We start from the raw sequence: 19,564 nt of genomic DNA on the forward strand, positions 1-19,564 counted from the left end.
TAGATTGCATTTCAAAAAACTTAGGTTGGCAGTGGCGATTTGAGAATGATATAGTCTGAAGCGTTAAAATCAGATGAGCTTGCTTATGGGTGTTTCTGTACTTTACAGCGCAATTCCTCCTGGCAGTACGCTATACGCACGCCTTCAAAGTGAAAAAGCACTTAGCATCCTTGTAGTTTCTCTTTTCCCCTATGGCTGCGGTATTTTCCGCTTTTTTGAGATTGAGGCTGAAGAGATTAATGAAATCCTTGAAGATGTTATCGAAACACACCAAGAGACTTTTGGATCTAAGCTAGAAGCAGATTGGGTAATCGCTCAATTACGGTCTGAGTTGAGGCTTACTCGTCAAGCCTATCCAGGGATTGAAGATAGAACAGCATCACTAGAAAAAACATCTGTTGAGATCGAGAAACGTTTGTCGCAGGAGCTATCGAGAAGAAAGTTTGCGAATGCTAATGAGATTGTTGAAAAGCTCATGTTTGGAGATCAAACCCTTGCTCCAATGTTGTCAACAGAAGAGTCATTGGGACTTATATCCCGTGAGCTAGTCAATGAAGGAGCCAGCATTTTTCGACAGATTGATCCTGAAACGCTGTTTACAAGAAATGAATGGTGTTTTGAGGACTTCGAGCGGTGGAGAAATCTGTATCTTTTAGCAGCCAATAAAAATGAGGAGATATTGGTTGGAGTTGCTTGAGGCGATCGCAACCAGTATTTTTTGATTTCACCGAAGGAACCAAACAACCTTAAGATGAAAATACCTGCTGGGCTGTCAGGGTTAATTTTGGGAACGTTTGAGAAACAACTTGACTGATATTCAAAAACTGTATTTCACGCCAAAGCACAAAGACGTTAGAAAAACTCTACGTCTCTGCGCCTCTGATTGAGATTTTTACCGTAAATTCCCTACGATGCTACTTGAGCAGCAGTCCGAGTCCGCCGTCTTCTGCCATCAGCAACTTTTACAGGTGGCTCATCAGGAATTTGCATCAGCAAAGTCACAGATGGCTGACATTGCAATTCTCGACGGATGGAACGTTGTAATTCTCGTTCTAAAGTTCCTTGCAATCCACCCCAGTCTATATCTGCTGCTTCACCTTCGCTAGGAGCAAATTCTGACCAGCGCACAGTGAGGATTTCTTCAATGCGTTGTTTTACCCAGGTTTGTAGCAGCGATCGCTCTACACTTGTAACTACACCCCGGAGGTGAGTTTCTGGTTTTGCTAACAGTTTACCATTCCAATCAATGGCAGCTGCGATCGTGATAATGCCTTCAGAAGCCATACGTTGCCGTTCTTGCAACACTTTGGCGCTTACCATACCCGAACTAGTAGTGTCAACTAATTCGATACCAGACGGCACTTTTCCAGCAACGCAAATGGCATCTTCAGTCAGTTCGATAATATCACCATTCTCAATAATTATCGTGTTTTCTGCGGGAATGCCCATACTCTGAGCCGTTTCTGCGTGCTTCACTAGCATCCGATGTTCGCCGTGAAATGGCACAAAGAATTTGGGTCGAGTTAAGGCAATCATCAGTTTTTGTTCTTCCTGACAGCCATGACCGGAGACGTGAATTCCTTTATCCCGACCATAGACTACTTTCGCTCCTTGAATCATCAACTTATCAATAGTGTTGACTACAGCGATCGTATTTCCAGGAATTGGGTTAGCAGAGAATACTACCGTATCTCCTTCGCGAATTTTAATGTGAGGATGTTCTTTATTGGCAATGCGGGTCATTGCTGCCATCAATTCACCCTGAGAACCTGTAGTTAAAATCAGTACTCTTTCATCGGGTAGATTGCGGACAGCGTGCAATGGTTGCAGCAGATTATCTTCACACTTGATGTAACCTAAATTCCGAGCATGAGCAATCAAGTTCAGCATGGAACGCCCGACAACTGTCACTACACGATTCTGCTTTTTGGCAATATCCAAAATCATGTTGATCCGATGGACGCTAGAAGCAAAGGTAGTGACAAATAATCGCCCAGGTGCTTGACTAAATACTCTCTCCAGATTGGGATAAACGGAACGTTCTGAAGGTGTAAATCCTGGCACTTCTGAGTTAGTAGAATCACTTAACAAACAAAGAACGCCTTTTTCACCATGTTCTGCTAGGCGTTGCAAATCAAACTTTTCACCATCCACTGGGGTATGGTCAATTTTAAAATCCCCTGTGTGAATGACTACACCCAGGGGAGTATGAATAGCAACAGTGAAACTATCAGCGATGGAGTGGGTATTACGGATATATTCAACTAAAAAGTTTTTGCCAATCCGCACTACATCACGTGGTAGAACTGTTCTGATTTCTGTGCGATCGCGGACTCCTGCTTCTTCTAATTTACCCTCTAGCATTGCCATTGCTAATCTAGGACCATAAATCACCGGGATATCAAATTGCTTGAGATGAAAAGCAATCCCGCCAATATGGTCTTCATGACCGTGAGTCACGATCATCCCTTTTATTTTGTGGCGATTTTCCCGCAGATAGGTCGTATCTGGTAAAACAATATTGACACCATGCATCGCCTCTGTGGGAAAAGCCAATCCTGCATCTAACAGGATTATTTCATCGTCATACTCAAAAAGACAGGTATTTTTACCAATTTCATGCAAACCGCCCAAAGGAATAATTTTCAAGGCGGAATTATTAGCTTCGTTTTTAGCCATTTTCTCCTTAGATTGTTACTTGTGGTTAATTAAGTTGATAGTTAACTTTCCTTGTATTTAAGACAACATCATCTGTCTTTTAAGTCAGTTCCAAAGCAATCAAGTTTTCATTGAAGATTTCAATTCTTTATTCAATAAAATCAACTGTAAAACTCAAGAATTTATAGTATATCTATCAGTCCTAGCACAGGTTTTTAAATTGCAATTTATAAACAATTATGCTCGTTGTTTATATGTATCTTTGGCAAGTAGGAAACTACTAGTGCTTAACTAGCTGGTGGCTAGATTAAACTAAGTTCTTTTAGAACTGCTTCTAATTTTTGACTTACTTCTAAATCAGCTTCACATAGCGGCGGACGAGTTGAACCAACCTCCCAACCTTGAAGTTTCAGTGCTTTTTTCACTGGAATGGGATTTGAAGTGAGAAATAGAGCTTTAAACAACGGAAACAGTTGCAGATGAATGTCGCTTGCTACCTCAATTTTTCCTGCACTAAAAGCTTGAATCATCTGCTGTAGTTGGTTTCCTACCAGATGAGAAGCCACACTTACCACGCCTTTTGCCCCGATCGCTAACAAGGGCAAAGTCATGTAATCATCACCAGAATAGATGTGAAATTCTTTTGGTGTCAAGCGACGAATTTCGCTTGCCTGATCTATATTACCAGTGGATTCTTTAATCCCGACAATATTGCTAACCTCAGCTAACCGGGCAACTGTTTTTGGCTGAAGGTTTTGTCCGGTACGACCTGGGACATTGTATAACAACAACGGTAAGTCAGGACAGGCTTGTGCTATCGCCTGAAAGTGCGCTTCCAATCCCGCTTGTGGCGGTTTGTTGTAATAAGGAACAACTTGTAACGAACCATGTACTCCTATCTTAGACGCTTTTTGGGTGGCTGCGATCGCTTCTTTGGTAGAATTTGATCCACAACCTGCGATTACCTTGGCTTTTCCGGCTACAGACTGCAATACCTCGACAAACAACTGGTATTCCTCATCCCAACTTAGTGTTGGGGATTCTCCGGTTGTGCCGCACATCACCAATGTATCTGTACCGTTGTTAGCTAGATGCGCCGCCAGTTCTGCCGCTACATCATAGTTGACACTACCATCTGCTTTAAATGGCGTAATCATAGCGGTTAAAACATTGCCAAAATCTCCCACCCTTTTTTCACTCCTGATTACCCATGTTTTTATATCTTGGTGGTTCTCTATTGTAATAACCTATCTGCAAATTGCTTTCAAGTGTCATTTTTCCTTTGTCATTAGTCATTTGTCTTTTGTCATCCCAAAGACAAATAACTAATGACTAATGACTAATGACTAATAGCTAATGGTTTTAATAGATTTTTCTCTACCAACAATTCAGCGATTTGTACTGCATTTAATGCTGCGCCTTTGCGAATTTGGTCGCCACACAACCATAATTCTAAGCCACAAGGATGGGAAATATCCTGACGAATTCTTCCCACTAAAACTTCATCTCGACCTGTTGCTTCAATGGGCATCGGAAAATGATTCGTTCCCCAATCTTCTACCAATTTTACTCCAGAGGAGGAATTTAAAATTTCTTTGGCTTCCTTCACACTAAAGGGAGTCTCAAATTCTAAATTAATGGCTTCTGAATGAGCGCGAAGTACGGGAACCCGTATACAAGTCGCAGTGATTCTGATTTGTTGCGTGCCAAATATTTTTCGGGTTTCGTTGACCATTTTCATTTCTTCCTCACAGTAACCCAAATCGTTTAATGGGGAGTTATGCGGGAATAAATTAAATGCCAATGGGTAAGGCAATATTTCGGCAACTGGTGGCTGTCCTTGTAGTATAGCGCTTGTTTGGGTTTTGACTTCTGCCATTGCCCTAGCCCCAGCACCACTAGCAGATTGGTAGGTTGCAGCGACGATGCGTTGCACTGGTTTAACTTTATGCAACGGCCAGACTGCCACAGCCATTAAAATTGTTGTGCAGTTGGGGTTAGCAATAATGCCTTGGTGATTCGCTGCGGCTTGGGGATTCACTTCTGGCACTACTAAGGGCACTTCCGGGTTCATCCGAAAGGCACTGGAGTTGTCAATTACCACTGCGCCCTTTTCGACGGCAATTGCTGCCCAAGCTTTAGATGTAGAACCGCCTGCACTAGCTAGTACTATATCGACATTTTCAAAGGCGCGATCGCTTACTGATTCTATTGGTATATTTTCACCTTTAAACCGTAGCGATCGCCCGACACTCCGCTCTGATGCCAATAATTTCAAGTTAGCAACCGGAAAATTACGACTTTCTAATAATTCCAGCAACTCTGTGCCTACTGCACCAGTCGCTCCCAAAATAGCTAAACGATAGGATTTCGACAAACTTGCTTCCTCCTTTCAAATACTTAGTCTGCAATTTCTTGGAACAATTGACAATTTAGTTATATTTAAATAGCGATCGCAATCTAAAAATATATTTGTAATGGGTTTAGATTTTTCTTTAATCTAATCTACTCTATATATTTAATACATTTATTTTCTTATCTGTTTAATAAGTTAAGTGATGTTGCATTTTCAAATAACATTTCTTCATTGTTTTTAACTATAACTATATATTATACAAAAAATCGCCATTTATCAGAAGAACGAAGATATATCTGCACTTAGGCGTTTAATTAAGTATCCACCGCAAAGAAACAAATGTATTGATTGCAAACTTGCTTACCAAGATGATGAATATACTAAAATTTAAATGCATAAAGCCAGCACAACTTCAAACTGAGCTATGCAGTTAAGTAACAGATCCGCTTTCGTACCACACATAACTTAATAATAGCTAGATAATAGCTAGACTCAATACTATAGCTTTAACCTTGGGGTACTAACCACTCTTTTAAAACCAGGATATCACGGCGTTAGCTCACTGAATAATTAATTCCCAAGTTTTAGAGTGAGTGGAAAGTGAAGAAGGGAATAGGGTAGAGGTGACAGGGTACAGGTTACAGATTTATTTCCTATCACCTCCCCCCAATACCAATGCCCCATTAACCAAATTGTTATAAATGTAAAATGTCAAGTCCTTGATAATTGGCAGTAAACTGGATCTTTGCCCCAGGACAAATATCCATTCTTGGATGTCACAAGACCTTTTGGCAAACTCCCATTACCCCTAAGAGACATCAAGCCATAAACGCAAACAATTATTTTATTGCGTTTTGTGTGTACTCGGAGTATAAAATACCAGAAAACTAGAGACTAAGCATGAAAGTTACCCAGGAAAAACTTCCCGCCAGCCAAATTGGCCTGGAAATAGAGATTACGCCAGAAATTACCAAGCAAACTTACGAACAGGTCATTAAAAACTTAGCGAGTACTGCCAATATTCCTGGGTTTCGTAAAGGCAAGGTGCCTCGGCCGATATTACTACAACGGCTGGGTACAACTCGAATCAAAGCAGCGGCGCTGGAAGAACTAATTCAAGATGGCATTGAACAAGCAGTCAAACAAGAAGCCATCCCAGCAATCGGTCAGCCGCAATTGCGCTCCTCTTTTGAGGATTTGATTAATAATTATGAACCTGGAAAACCCCTGACAATTTCGGCTGCTGTCGATGTAGAACCAGAAGTGAATCTCGTGCAGTACACTGATTTGCAAGCGAAGGCCGAAGAAGTCAAGTTTGACCCAGAGCGAGTGGAGAACACGCTAGATAAAGAACGTCAAGAATTGGCGACATTGATTCCTGTGGAAGGACGTGCAGCCCAAATCGGTGATATTGCCGTAGTCGATTTTAAAGGTTCATTCGCCAGAGTTGAGGGCGAAGACGAAACAGTGGAACTAGAACCGATTCCCGGAGCTGAAGCAACTGATTTTCAAGTCGAGTTGCAAGAAGATAAATTTATTCCAGGCTTTATTTTGGGAATAGTAGGGATGAATCCGGAAGAAACCAAAGAAATTGCGGCACAGTTCCCAGATCCTTATGCTAATGAAGATTTAGCTGGAAAAGCGGCAACTTTCACCGTGACACTCAAAGACCTGAAGGAAAAGGAACTACCAGAAATAAATGATGATTTAGCCCAGGAAATCAGCGATTTTGAAACTTTAGAAGAGTTTCGTGCTTCTTTGGTAGAGCAATATCAAAAAGAGGCGGACGACAAAACAAAAACCAATAAACAGGAAGCCTTGTTAACAGAACTGCTCAAGCACGTAGAAGTTGACTTACCAGCAACATTGATTGAGCAAGAAGTGGATGCAATGCTAACGCAAACAGCTATCCGGCTGTCTCAGCAGGGATTGGATGTGAGAAAGCTGTTTACCCAAGATATTATTGGGCAATTGCGGGAGCGATCGCGTACTGAAGCAATTGAACGCATCAAACGCTCCTTATCCTTGCGAGAAATCGGAAAACGCGAATCTATCGAGGTAACACCAGAAGAAATCGCAGCCAGAGTCACAGAACTTTTGGAGCAATACCGAGAAGAACAAGACGTTGATGAAGATAAACTGCGCTCAATCGTGGAAAACGAACTGTTAACCGAAAAAATCATCGATTGGCTCTTAGAACACTCATCAGTTGAACTTGTACCCGAAGGTTCTTTGACTCCTGCGGAGGAAACAGAAGACGCAGAATCAGATGCTGATGCTGATGCTGATGCACCTCAGACAGAGGAAGCAAACAGCGAAACTTCTACAGAAGTTACAGAAGGATAATAAAAAATCCCACAGCCATTAATTCACCAGTTCTGAGTTAAAGTACTGGTGAAATGGGTAAGCTAAGGGAGACGAGAAAGTACAAGGAGAAATAACCAATGCCCCATAACTCAGGAATGAAGTCAAAAGAATTAAAGAATTAATGAATTTTCGGCAAATAGTGACACCTGTTATCACTTGAGCTTGATAGTGTGTTACACGAGAGGAAATTATATGAGGCATAATGGTTAACACGTAGCTTATAAAAATTCCATTCGTTGAAAAGGCAGCATCTGCTGCTGAAAGATTTGTCCTAAATAATTGTCAAAGAAAGCTTGTATGCTTGAATCGCAGTCGGGAAATTCCCCAATCAGCAACTTAAGTCGAATAAACATTAACTCCCAGTTAAGCAGCCCTAGCAACATCGTACCGATGGTGATAGAGCAATCTGGCATGGGAGAAAGAGCTTTCGACATCTACTCCCGCCTGCTGCGAGAGCGGATTATCTTTTTAGGAACGCCAATAGACGACGCCGTAGCCAACTCAATTGTGGCTCAGTTGTTATTCCTAGACGCTGAAGACTCAGAAAAAGACATCCAACTGTATGTTAATTCTCCTGGCGGCTCCGTCTACGCAGGGATGGCAATCTATGATACAATACAGCAAATTCGCCCTGATGTTGTTACCATCTGTTTTGGATTGGCCGCAAGCATGGGGGCATTTTTGTTGACAGCAGGAGCTGCCGGTAAGCGAATGTCTCTGCCCGACTCCCGAATTATGATTCACCAACCACTTGGTGGCGCTCAAGGTCAAGCCATTGACATTGAAATTCAAGCCAGAGAAATTCTTTACGTCAAGGCTAAGTTGAATCAGTTAATGGCTCACCATACTGGTCAACCCTTAGAAAGAATTGAAGCAGATACTGAGCGCGACTTTTTTATGTCGGCAGAAGAGGCAAAAAACTACGGTTTGATTGATCAGGTCATTTCCAGGCAAAATCTTCCCGTAGCAGGGGAAAACGTCACCATTCTGAAATAAGAGGCTGGTATGTCTAAGTACGACTCCCATTTAAAATGTTCATTTTGTGGCAAGTCCCAAGAGCAGGTGCGTAAATTAATCGCAGGGCCGGGAGTCTACATCTGCGATGAATGCGTTGACTTGTGTAATGAAATACTAGACGAGGAGTTACTCGATACTAATGGTGCGGCAGCACAACCAGCACCAAGAGCAGAGCCACCTGAAAAACGGCGTACCCACTCTGCTAGTATTTCGTTTAATCAAATACCCAAGCCAAGAGAAATTAAAAAGTATTTAGACGAACACGTTATTGGTCAAGACGAAGCGAAGAAAGTTCTGTCAGTAGCTGTTTACAATCACTACAAGCGATTGGCAGTCATTCAGTCTAAAGCCAGTGGCAAACCAGGGGCGGATGATGCCATAGAACTGCAAAAGTCTAACATTTTGTTAATCGGCCCGACTGGTTGCGGCAAAACTCTCTTAGCGCAAACTTTAGCGAAAATCTTGGATGTACCCTTTGCTGTCGCCGATGCGACGACGCTGACAGAAGCAGGGTATGTGGGAGAAGATGTAGAAAATATCTTGCTGCGACTGTTACAGGTGGCAGATTTGGATATAGAGGAAGCGCAACGGGGAATTATTTACATTGACGAAATTGACAAAATTGCTCGTAAGAGCGAGAACACGTCAATTACCCGCGATGTTTCTGGCGAAGGTGTACAGCAAGCCTTGCTGAAAATGTTGGAAGGAACGATCGCCAATGTACCACCCCAAGGAGGGCGCAAGCATCCTTATCAAGACTGCATCCAGATTGATACAAGTAATATTTTATTCGTCTGTGGTGGTGCTTTCGTAGGCTTAGAAAAAATTGTAGATCAGAGAGTTGGCAAAAAAGCAATCGGCTTTGTGCAACCGGGAGAAGGGCAATCGAAGGAGAAACGAGCAGCAGACACTCTTCGCCATCTAGAACCGGATGATTTGGTAAAATTTGGCCTGATTCCAGAATTTATTGGGCGGATGCCAATGGTAGCAGTAGTAGATCCGCTAGATGAAGAAGCGCTGATGGCGATTCTCACTCAACCACGCAGCGCCTTGGTGAAGCAGTACCAAAAGCTGCTGAAGATGGATAATGTCCAATTAGATTTTAAAGCAGATGCTTTACGAGCGATCGCTCAAGAAGCTTACCGCCGTAAAACTGGAGCAAGAGCATTACGTGGTATTGTTGAAGAATTAATGCTGGATGTAATGTATGAGTTACCATCCCGTAAGGATGTGACACGCTGTACAGTTACAAAGGAGATGGTCGAGAAGCGATCGACTGCCGAACTGATAATACATCCGTCTTCACTACCGAAGCCAGAATCAGCTTAATAGTCATTAGTTATTGGTCATTAGTTATTGGTCAAAAAATAAGGAATAATAACCATGTACCAGGGACTAATGACAACTGATAAAGCGCAAAGTCTGAGCGGAGGTTTCCTCCGATAAGAACTTTGTAAGAGAGGACAAATGACTAATGCCTTATATTAATGTTCGTGGCGTTGAGCATTACTACGAATGGGTGAAAAAACCATCCGGTTCTTTGGTAAAACCAGTGATGGTTTTTATCCACGGTTGGGCTGGTTCAGCTAGATATTGGCAAAATACTGCTAATGCTTTATCAGAGCAATTTGATTGTTTACTCTACGATTTGCGGGGATTTGGCCGTTCTCGTGGAAAGCCAACTATTGCTCAAGCCAGTGAAGCTGTTGCTGAATCTGAGTCCCCACAGGAAGAATCAGAGGCAATCACAGAGCTAACCTATGAATTAGAGGAATACGCTGATGATTTGGCAGCTTTCTTAGATGGGTTGCACCTTCAGCGTGTCTATATCAATGCTCATTCGATGGGCGCTTCTGTTGCTACTTTATTTTTTAACCGCTATCCCGAACGAGTGGAACGAGGAATTTTAACTTGTAGCGGTATTTTTGAGTACGATGAAAAATCCTTTAGTGCTTTTCATAAATTTGGTGGCTATGTAGTGAAATTCCGTCCCAAATGGTTAAGCAAAATTCCATTTGTTGACCGGATGTTTATGGCGAGATTTTTATATAGTTCCATACCACATTCTGAACGGCAAGCTTTTTTAGAAGATTTTCTCGAAGCAGATTACGATGCAGCGATAGGGACAATTTTTACTTCAGTCAGTAAGGCTCAATCTGAAGTGATGCCCCTTGAGTTTGCCAAGCTGACAGTGCCAACTCTACTTGTAGCAGGGGAATATGACAAGATTATTCCAGCTGAGATGGGGCGTCAAGCAGCTGCACTAAGTGACAAAGTGGAATTTGTGATGATTCCCAACACAGCGCATTTCCCAATGTTGGAAGATGTACCAACTTATCTGCAACGGGTACAAGAGTTTTTGCATAACACGCCAAAACCACAAGTGGGATAACTAATGGCGATTTTTTAAACAGTTAAGTGTACCTGTGTGATACCTTGACGCATTTTATATTGTCGCTTTAACCAAGACTTTTTAATTGTTTTACGGAGTAAAGGAGCAAGTTGAATCAACAGCGATCGCAGCAGTGCATTTTTTCGCAGTAGTTCACCTTGTTTAGCTTCTTCTAACTGGAGTTGCTGGGCGCGGATTATTTCTGGCTCCCGTTCTGCTTGGATATGCGATAATGCCATATCAAGATCCTGGTGTCCACCTTCTTTATGGAACAATGGCACAAGATGATTAGCGGCGACAATCACATCACGGAATGCGAGATTAATTCCTTGAGCGCGGACAGGAGACATTGGGTGTGCAGCGTCACCCAGAAGTAGTACTCCTGGTGCGTGCCATTGGGGACAATAACCGACCACAACAGAAAGCCGAATGGGGGATTCGATGGTGTCTGCATGATTACGGAAATACTCTGCTAGCCATGAAGGTGATAGTGAGGCAAAAATTTCTGCCCAATTGGCTTGTTTCCAATCAGTGTTTTCGGTTGCGGACATTATCCAAGCCAGATGCAATTTTCCTGACTCTGCTCCGTGAAAGATAGTAAATGCGCGATCGCCATTTAAAATAGTACGAAACACATTATTCTCTGCAAACTCAGAACTGGCGGCAAGTTTAAACCAAAGAATATCAATATTTTTCGGCTGGCGTACCAATTCCAATCCTACACATTGTCGCACCAGGGAATTTCGACCATCTGCCCCAATCACCAAATCAGCAGCAAATTCTCTCCCATCGCTCAGTACTACACCTGCGACACGTTGATTACTCCATAGTAAATCTTTGACAGGAACACCCTGGATAAATTCAAACCCATCATTGGTTTGAGCTGACGAAATCAGTGCTTTAAGTAGTGGTGGTTGTGAAACCAGTGTACAGGGTTGGGTTGCCCCCATTGGTTCATCAACTCGAAACAACTGCTTCTCCCCGATAATGAATTCCCACGCGTCGAGTTGTCGATGGGGAATATCCTCCAACAACGCCGATACACCCATTTCCTCTAAAGCTTCTAACCCACTGGGCATTAATCCTTCACCGCGAAATACACGATGAAAGTCTTTTGCTGCTTCAATTAACGTTACAGCAATACCACGTTTTACAAGGAGCAGGGCAAGTGTTACACCTGTTGGGCCTGCACCCACAATCACAATCTGCACTATCCCATCCCTCCTGTATCAGTTGCTCCCAAAGATATTAGTAAAATTACAGCAGTTTGCAACTAAATGAGGTACATAACCAAGGATTCACAAATCAAATTATTCTTCTTCCTCCTGCCTTCTCCCAAGGGGAGACGCTAAAAGCGATCTGCCTCCTGCCTCCTGCCTCAAAACCAGTGACTTTGTACCTCATGCAAAAGAAAACTGCTGCATCTTGAGATTAACTTAAACCCAGTTCTCGTTTTAGCAAGTTAATTGAGTTAGCGCCGATATAATTTTCAACTTTAATCAGCTTTGGTGGACGAATAATATCTTCATCAGATGCTTGCACAGCTGCTTGCACTGCCGCATAACTGGCTTGATCGCTTATGATCACCTCAGCCCGCTTAACCATAGCCTGAAGTTTATAGGCATCTTTTGGTTGCGAAGTCATCACCAGTAGTTCATCACCTCGCAAACCGTGGAGGATGACTTCTGCGGCTCGTGCAATCCCGGAACTAAGGCTAACTATCCCAACACAGTTTTCTTTTGGTAAAGTTTTCAATATGCTGAGTTCTTTGCTGTAGTCGTAGATATCGAGAGGAATTACCCGTGCAGCTTTTGGAGCTGCGATCGCTTCTACATTACTGATAAAATATCGACTTGTGACTACTGTCGCAGAGGTAGTTTTATCTAATACAGCTGTTAATTCTTCCATTGCTACCAACTGGACTGGGATTTTTAGCGATCGCTCTAATTCATACACCATCAATTCACCAGCACCCATATCATAAGATGGAACTGCAACTAGTACCCGCGCACTACAACGCAAGCGCCAGTCAATTTCCGCTAAAAATAGCTCTCTAGCTTGATTTAGCGAACATCCTTGGGAAAGCAACTCGTCAAGTGCTTGCTGGACAACTTGATAGGCATGAGGATTTTGTTTGAGAATTGGTGATTGCAGCCTGCTACCGCCTTCATGACCTTGGGCACGAACATAAATACCCGAACCAGCCATACTTTCAACAAATCCGTCTTCCTCTAGTTGACGGTAAACCTTACTTATGGTATTACGATGTAAACCCGTTTGCATTGCCAGCGCTCTTGTGCTTGGCAATTTGTAAGCAGGGGGATATTGCCGAGAAGCGATCGCAAATCGGATTTGATTAAACAGCTGGGTTGATGCGGGAATTTCGCTGTCTGGCTGAATACGGAATTGAATCATCACCAAACCTCCTGAATACTAAGTGCTAATGAGTGCTGAGTATTGAGTATTAAGTATTGCTTTTATACTCAATACTTTTAACTTAGCCTTCTTTTGTGAGCAGCTACATTTGCTACATCTCAAATATATTTATTTACATATAAAGTTTTTCTGATACAAATTTCTAATACTCTCACTATTGGTAATTGATAATTTAATTAGAAAAAAGCTGGGCATACTGGCATAGTTATATCAAATAAACACACGGCTAATCACACAGCACTGGTAAAAATTATTATGACAGAGCAAGCAATAATTACCACAACAGTTAATCTTTTGCAAGATAATATTCAAGTGTCTGCTTATCTTGCAGAGCCAAAAGAATCTGGATCTTACCCAGGAGTCGTGGTATTACAAGAGATTTTTGGTGTCAACGTTCACATTCGGGAAGTTACAGAACGGATTGCTAAACTTGGATATGTAGCGATCGCACCTGCACTTTTTCAACGTCAAGCTCCTGGCTTTGAAACCGGATACACACCCGAAGATATTGAAACGGGCAGGAGCTACGCCATGCAAACTCAAGCCTCACAGTTATTGAGCGATATTCAACTAGCAATTGACTACCTGAAAAATCTGCCTCAAGTGAAAAAAGATGGTTTTGGCTGTATTGGCTTCTGCTTTGGCGGTCATGTCGCATATCTTGCAGCCACTTTACCAGATATTAAAGTTACGGCTTCCTTCTACGGTGCTGGAGTTACCAGCCGCACGCCCGGAGGTGGCGCTCCTACTGTCACCCGCACCAAAGATATATCAGGTACTCTCTATGCCTTCTTTGGCAAGGAAGATACTAGCATTCCAGCTGAACAAGTAGCCGAAATTGAAGCAGAGTTAGAAAAATATAAAATTCCTTATCGTGTGTTTCGCTACGATGGAGCTGATCACGGATTTTTCTGTGACCATCGCGCCAGTTATAATCCTAAAGCTGCGGCTGATGCTTGGGAGCAAGTAAAACAACTCTTTGGTCAACTAAACTGAAGCATACACAGCCAAGTTCGTCATTAGTCATTGGTCATTGGTGAATAACAAAGGACAAATGATTAATGACAAATGACAATCTAAACTTCAGTTGCACCATATCAAATAACAACTAATCTTCAAAAGTCATGAATTCCGAATCGAAACTTTCTCAAACAGCCAATTCGCCCTTTACAATGGACGATTTTGCTAAAGCACTAGAAAAACACGACTACCAATTTCAAAAGGGACAGATTGTACATGGCAAAGTTTTCCAACTTGACCATGATGGAGCCTATGTTGATATTGGTGGCAAGTCGTCAGCTTTTCTGCCGCGCGATGAGGCTTCTTTGAGAGCAGTTACCGATTTGTCGGAGGTGCTGCCATTGCAAGAGGAAATGCAGTTTTTGATTATCCGAGATCAAGATGCAGAAGGTCAAGTTACCCTTTCTCGAAAGCAGTTAGAAATTCAGCACATCTGGGAACGATTGGCCGAAATGCAGGAAAATGCTCAGACTGTGCAAGTACGGGTTATGGGTGTGAATAAAGGTGGTGTTACCGTCGATATTCTTTCTTTGCGGGGATTTATCCCGCGATCGCACCTGGCAGAGCGTGATAATTTAGAAGCACTCAAAGGTCAAAATCTGACTGTAGGCTTTTTGGAAATTAATAAAAACACCAACAAACTCATCCTTTCTCAGCGTTTAGCAACTCGTTCTAGCAACTTCAGCTTACTAGAACTAGGTCAACTGGTGGAGGGCAAAGTTACTGGTATAAAACCTTTTGGTGTATTTGTTGATTTAAGTGGGATGAGCGCCTTACTTCATATCAAGCAGGTAAGCCAGAAATTTATTGATTCTTTAGAAAAAGTATTTCAAGTTGGTCAGCCAATTAAAGCTGTAATTCTTGACTTGGATGAGGGTAAAGGGCGGGTTGCTCTTTCTACTAGAGTTTTGGAAAACTTTCCTGGCGAAGTGCTAGAAAATTTCGATGAAGTGATGGCTTCGGCTGAGGCGCGTGCTAATAGAGCTAATAACAAAGCATCTGAATAGTTATTGAAGTGAACTGCTTGCACAAAGCGTTTAAATTCTCATCTGAAACAATTTTGAATTTTGAATTTTGAATTTTGAATTGTTAACACTCCCCCTGCTTCTACAAAGATGTGGGGGGATTAAAAATTGGAAAAATTTTTCCTAAACTCCTTTCTAGACTTTGACTGGAAATGTGCGTAATACAATAATTTCAGTCAGTTTCAGATGACTTTCGCTATCAGCCGCAGAATTTATTCTGAGGCAAACGTGTGGGCAATAGCAAAACTATGCAATATGCCTTTTGCAAAAATATTTTGTGTTATGGTAAGAAGCCTACTTATTGTGAATTAAATTGTCTGAGTTTCAAAACGCTACAATTTACCACAAAACTGTACTTTGTTAAATTATCTACCTGACAATTATTTATGAATGTTAGTACTGAGCAAACACTTATTCACCAGAAAATATATGCAAAAGAATTACGTTCTCTGATGCCACCTGAAGCATTTATCGCCGATCCTAGTAAGTTAATTATCTTGTTCATTAATCTGGCAATTTTGATTCTAGGCTGGATGATAGCGGCGCGGTTAGATTGTTGGTCGCCATACCTTTTATGGCTTTATCTACCTTTAAGCATCATTATGGGCAATAGCGTGGTTGTCTTACTATTTAGCACCCATGATTTGATGCATGGTAGCGTAATTAAAAATACCCGGTTAATCTATATCATTAGCTTTCTAGCGCTAACAATTGGGTGGATGCCACCAACGTTGTGGAAAGCAGTTCATAACCGAGTACATCATAATCACACTAATGATTTAGGCGATCCAGATCGTAATTACCTATATGAACAGTCTGCAACCTGGGGAAAATGGATTCAGGACTTATTTGTACCTTCAACTGAAGTCAATCCTATATTGTTGACAGTAGGATTTGCTTCAATTTGGGGAGTATATACTTTTCGTAATCTGACATCTGTGCTATTTTTCAATAATGAATCCGTCGATTATGTTCCTGCTGCATTTACAGTCAGTGCTAAAGATCGTCGGGCGATCGCAGGGGAATTACTGATGATGATAATGATTCATCTGAGTATCATAATCTATCTCAAATTTGAACCCATAAAACTTCTACTTGGTTACTTTTTACCGATTGCAATTGGTTATGCTGGAATAATTTTTTATATTTATACAAATCATTTACTTTGTCGAATGACCAGCGTTAACGATCCACTGATTAATAGTATGTCTCTCCGAGTTTATAAAATATTTGACCTGTTGCATCTAAATTTTTCTCACCACACTGAACATCATATTTTTCCAGGAATGAACTCTGACTATTATGTTCTGGTTAGGGATTTGTTAGAAACTCACTATTCTGAACGCTTTAATTTATTGGATGCTGGAGAAGCTTGGTATTTGCTGTTGAAAACTCCCCGGCATTATAAAGATGAAAATACTTTTACAGATTGGTCAGGAGAAAAGTCTGTTCCCTGCCCTACAAGCGACAGGGCAGGAAAATGAATTATCCTGACCGATACGACCAGCAAAACCTGCTGAATTTGCACAAGGCTAAGATGTCGCTTGAACAAGCTATTGACTTGTTGAGCCAGTAAAACTAATCCTATTACTCTATCCCCTCCATCTACAAGGATGTAGGGGATCATTTTTAAAGTATTAAAATAAATAAGGTATGACTTATTGGCATGACTATATCTTGAGCATGGTAACAAAGTATAAAAATATGCTCATATCTCTATTTAAGTATTGCTCAATGAATTTTGAGCATATATCGACCATTTTGACAACTATAAACGCTGTAACTATTCAATTTAGGTATTTATATGTTTCTGGTAACTGGTGCAACGGGAGGAATTGGCCGCAGAGTTGTGCGACTCCTACGACAACGAGAACAGTCTGTGCGGGCATTTGTCCGTCTTAATTCGCGCTACAGCGAGTTAGAACACCGGGGTGCAGAAATTTTCATTGGTGATTTGCTAGAGGAAAAAGATATCCAAAAAGCTAGTCAGGGTGTGCGGTATATTATCAGCGCCCACGGTTCCGATAGCGATGCCTTATCTTTAGATTACCGCGCCAATATTGAACTCATTGACCAGGCGAAAGCCAATGGTGTAGAGCATTTTGTCTTCATTTCCGTACTGGGAGCCGATCGCGGTTATGAAGATGCTCCCGTTTTCAAAGCCAAACGAGCAGTAGAGCGATATTTAGCAGCTAGTGGCTTAAATTACACTATTTTGCGCCCAGCTGGATTAGCATCTAACTTGCTACCACTGGTAGAACGATTTCGGGAAACGGGATTGTATCTGCTGGTTGGCGATCGCAAAAACCGTACCTCAATTGTCAGTACCGATGATTTGGCAACGATAGTAGTGGATTCTGTGACGGTTGAAGGCGCTCGTAACCAGATTTTACCCGTCGGAGGGCCAGAGATTTTATTACGAGAAGATATTCCCCGGATTTTTGGTCGGATTTTCGCCAAAGAACCAGTAATAATTAACTCACCTCTATTTCTCATTGATGGATTACAGAGTGCATTAGGTTTATTTAATCCCCAAACCCAAAAAGCTTTGGGAACTTTTCGTACATTGCTAGCAAATGAATTTTTCTGCACAAAAGATGAAATTGTCAATTTAGAGGCAATTTTTAACTTTCAATTAGAGACATTAGAAAGTTTTTTGCGGCGCTATTTAGCAGTTTGAATAGTCATTAGTCATTGGTCATTTGTGAATAATCAAGGACAAATGACAAATGACTAATGATAAGTGACAAAGGACAAAAATATATGGTAAATGCTGCTCAAGCACGTCAGACAAAAGAGCGATTCGCCCAACCGGACGAACAACTTACTTATGAATTGGGGAAGGCAGTACAGGAATTGCCACCCCTGTACACTAGATTATTAGCGGGAACAATGAGCGCCATCGTCTTTGGGGCGATCGCCTGGGCGTACTTTTCGCAAATAGATGAAGTCGCAACAGCACCAGGGGAATTAATTGCTTCTACACAGGTAAGACCGGTAACATCTTTAGGTGGAGGGTCAATTGTCGCTGTTAAAGCTCAAGAAGGCGATCGCGTTACTAAAGGTCAAGTTCTGATTCAAAAAGATCCAGACTTACAAATAACCGATGTTTCCCGCCTAGCTAAATCTACTAGATTGATTCAAGACGATTTGCAACGTTTGGATGCAGAACGCACCGGAGGTAAAACTACTGGAACGAAACTGCAAGATGAACTTTTAAACTCCCGTCTGCAAGACTACCAAGCGCGTCAAGCAGCAGCGGAAGCAGAAGCAAATCGTCAAGTGGCACTTATCGATCAAGCCAAAGTGCGCTTGACTCGATTGCAAGACAATTTAGTTAATGCCAAAAGTAGCTTTGCGAATGCTCAAACCAACCTTGTCAATGCAGATAGCATCCGAATTAAAATTGAAAGTAATTTAGCCCTTGCTCAAGAAAGGGAAAAAAGCCTACGCACTCTAATTATTCCTGGCGCTGTACCTCGTGTCGATTACCTAGATGCTCAAGAAAGATTAACTCGTGCAAAGACAGAAATCACCAAAGCGCAAGATGAAGTGACCAACGCCCAGAATCGAATCACAGAAGCTCAAGATAAAGCCACATCATTAGAAAAAGATATTGCTGCCCAAGTCCAGGAAATTCGCCAAGCAGAACAAGCTTACAACGCTGCACGCAGTCAAGCCCAGCGTGTAGCATCAGAACGCCAAAGCGAAATTTTGACGGAATATAATAAGCGAAAAGAAGAACTGACAACAGTTCAAGGTCAATTAGAACAGGCGAGGAAGCAACAAGCTTTAGAAACGATTGAGGCTCCCGTAGCCGGTACAATTTATAAAGTCAAAGCCACCAAAGGGCCAGTACAATCGGGTGAAGAATTGCTGTCAATTTTGCCGGAAGGGGAAGAAATGCTTCTGGAGGTGAAAGTTCTCAACCGCGATATTGGGTTTATTCGTCAAGGAATGAAGGCAAAAGTTAAAATGGCGACTTTTCCCTTCCAAGAATTTGGCATTGTGGATGGCGAAGTTATGCAAGTCAGTCCAAATGCAATTGCTGATAAAGAATTGGGTTTAGTTTTTCCGACGAGAATTAAGCTAAATAAACACTCAGTTAATGTCCGGGGTCAAGAAGTAGAATTTACACCAGGGATGGCTGCTACAGGTGAAATTGTCACTCGTAAAAAGTCAATTTTGACATTCATCACTGAGCCTGTGACACGGCGGTTCAATGAGGCATTTTCCGTTAGGTAGGAAAGTCTGTGAGTTCGGCGATCGCTTTCTTATTTCCTTCATCTTCAC

Annotated in this window: 15 protein-coding genes; 10 read left to right on the plus strand and 5 right to left on the minus strand. The window is 41.9% G+C overall.

Annotated features, from left to right (window positions below; translation table 11 throughout):
- Nucleotides 1-85 precede the first annotated feature (85 nt).
- Nucleotides 86-697, plus strand: a complete 612-nt coding sequence (locus V7K79_RS04680; protein ID WP_335045140.1) for a hypothetical protein — start codon at nt 86-88, stop codon at nt 695-697.
- Between the two features lie 209 nt (nt 698-906).
- Here V7K79_RS04680 and V7K79_RS04685 read toward each other — a convergent pair whose 3' ends face one another.
- The 3 genes from V7K79_RS04685 to V7K79_RS04695 form a co-directional block, all read right to left on the minus strand.
- Nucleotides 907-2,679: a ribonuclease J gene (locus V7K79_RS04685; RefSeq protein ID WP_335045143.1), complete on the minus strand. Its 1,773-nt coding sequence runs from the start codon at nt 2,677-2,679 to the stop codon at nt 907-909.
- A 281-nt stretch (nt 2,680-2,960) separates the two neighbouring features.
- Nucleotides 2,961-3,845, minus strand: coding sequence for a 4-hydroxy-tetrahydrodipicolinate synthase (gene dapA / locus V7K79_RS04690; protein ID WP_335045145.1), 885 nt, complete (start codon nt 3,843-3,845; stop codon nt 2,961-2,963).
- Between the two features lie 152 nt (nt 3,846-3,997).
- Nucleotides 3,998-5,035 carry an aspartate-semialdehyde dehydrogenase gene (locus V7K79_RS04695; protein WP_335045148.1) on the minus strand — a complete coding sequence of 346 codons (1,038 nt, stop codon included), beginning with the start codon at nt 5,033-5,035 and terminating at the stop codon, nt 3,998-4,000.
- Nucleotides 5,036-5,914: 879 nt separating this feature from the next.
- On the opposite strand from V7K79_RS04695, the gene tig reads away from it, so the two are divergent.
- The 4 genes from tig (at nt 5,915) to V7K79_RS04715 (ending at nt 10,790) form a co-directional block, all read left to right on the plus strand.
- Nucleotides 5,915-7,360 carry a trigger factor gene (gene tig / locus V7K79_RS04700; protein ID WP_335045150.1) on the plus strand — a complete coding sequence of 482 codons (1,446 nt, stop codon included), beginning with the start codon at nt 5,915-5,917 and terminating at the stop codon, nt 7,358-7,360.
- 318 nt (nt 7,361-7,678) lie between these two features.
- Entirely contained in the window at nt 7,679-8,377 is a 699-nt protein-coding gene (gene clpP / locus V7K79_RS04705; RefSeq protein WP_104905916.1) for an ATP-dependent Clp endopeptidase proteolytic subunit ClpP, read from the plus strand.
- A gap of 9 nt (nt 8,378-8,386) precedes the next feature.
- Entirely contained in the window at nt 8,387-9,727 is a 1,341-nt protein-coding gene (gene clpX, locus V7K79_RS04710) for an ATP-dependent protease ATP-binding subunit ClpX (RefSeq protein ID WP_334854361.1), read from the plus strand.
- Between the two features lie 145 nt (nt 9,728-9,872).
- Nucleotides 9,873-10,790 (plus strand): alpha/beta fold hydrolase, encoded by a 918-nt coding sequence (locus V7K79_RS04715; RefSeq protein WP_335045152.1) that lies wholly within the window; start codon nt 9,873-9,875, stop codon nt 10,788-10,790.
- A 14-nt stretch (nt 10,791-10,804) separates the two neighbouring features.
- Here V7K79_RS04715 and V7K79_RS04720 read toward each other — a convergent pair whose 3' ends face one another.
- Together V7K79_RS04720 and V7K79_RS04725 are read right to left on the minus strand one after the other, a co-directional pair.
- Complete coding sequence (locus V7K79_RS04720) at nt 10,805-12,004, minus strand: FAD-dependent monooxygenase (protein ID WP_335045225.1); 1,200 nt, start codon at nt 12,002-12,004, stop codon at nt 10,805-10,807.
- A gap of 217 nt (nt 12,005-12,221) precedes the next feature.
- Complete coding sequence (locus tag V7K79_RS04725; protein ID WP_335045154.1) at nt 12,222-13,205, minus strand: GntR family transcriptional regulator; 984 nt, start codon at nt 13,203-13,205, stop codon at nt 12,222-12,224.
- A gap of 276 nt (nt 13,206-13,481) precedes the next feature.
- Here V7K79_RS04725 and V7K79_RS04730 point away from each other — a divergent pair, with 276 nt between their 5' ends.
- From V7K79_RS04730 to V7K79_RS04750, 5 genes are all read left to right on the plus strand, one after another.
- Complete coding sequence (locus V7K79_RS04730) at nt 13,482-14,222, plus strand: dienelactone hydrolase family protein (protein WP_335045156.1); 741 nt, start codon at nt 13,482-13,484, stop codon at nt 14,220-14,222.
- Between the two features lie 128 nt (nt 14,223-14,350).
- Nucleotides 14,351-15,253: a S1 RNA-binding domain-containing protein gene (locus V7K79_RS04735; RefSeq protein ID WP_335045157.1), complete on the plus strand. Its 903-nt coding sequence runs from the start codon at nt 14,351-14,353 to the stop codon at nt 15,251-15,253.
- Nucleotides 15,254-15,657: 404 nt separating this feature from the next.
- Nucleotides 15,658-16,755 (plus strand): fatty acid desaturase family protein, encoded by a 1,098-nt coding sequence (locus tag V7K79_RS04740; protein WP_335045158.1) that lies wholly within the window; start codon nt 15,658-15,660, stop codon nt 16,753-16,755.
- Nucleotides 16,756-17,075: 320 nt separating this feature from the next.
- Entirely contained in the window at nt 17,076-17,951 is an 876-nt protein-coding gene (locus V7K79_RS04745) for an SDR family oxidoreductase (protein ID WP_335045160.1), read from the plus strand.
- Between the two features lie 56 nt (nt 17,952-18,007).
- Nucleotides 18,008-19,516: an HlyD family efflux transporter periplasmic adaptor subunit gene (locus V7K79_RS04750; protein WP_335045162.1), complete on the plus strand. Its 1,509-nt coding sequence runs from the start codon at nt 18,008-18,010 to the stop codon at nt 19,514-19,516.
- Nucleotides 19,517-19,564: the final 48 nt, after the last annotated feature.

The sequence above is a fragment of the Nostoc sp. genome, assembly GCF_036917575.1.
Taxonomy (GTDB): domain Bacteria; phylum Cyanobacteriota; class Cyanobacteriia; order Cyanobacteriales; family Nostocaceae; genus Nostoc.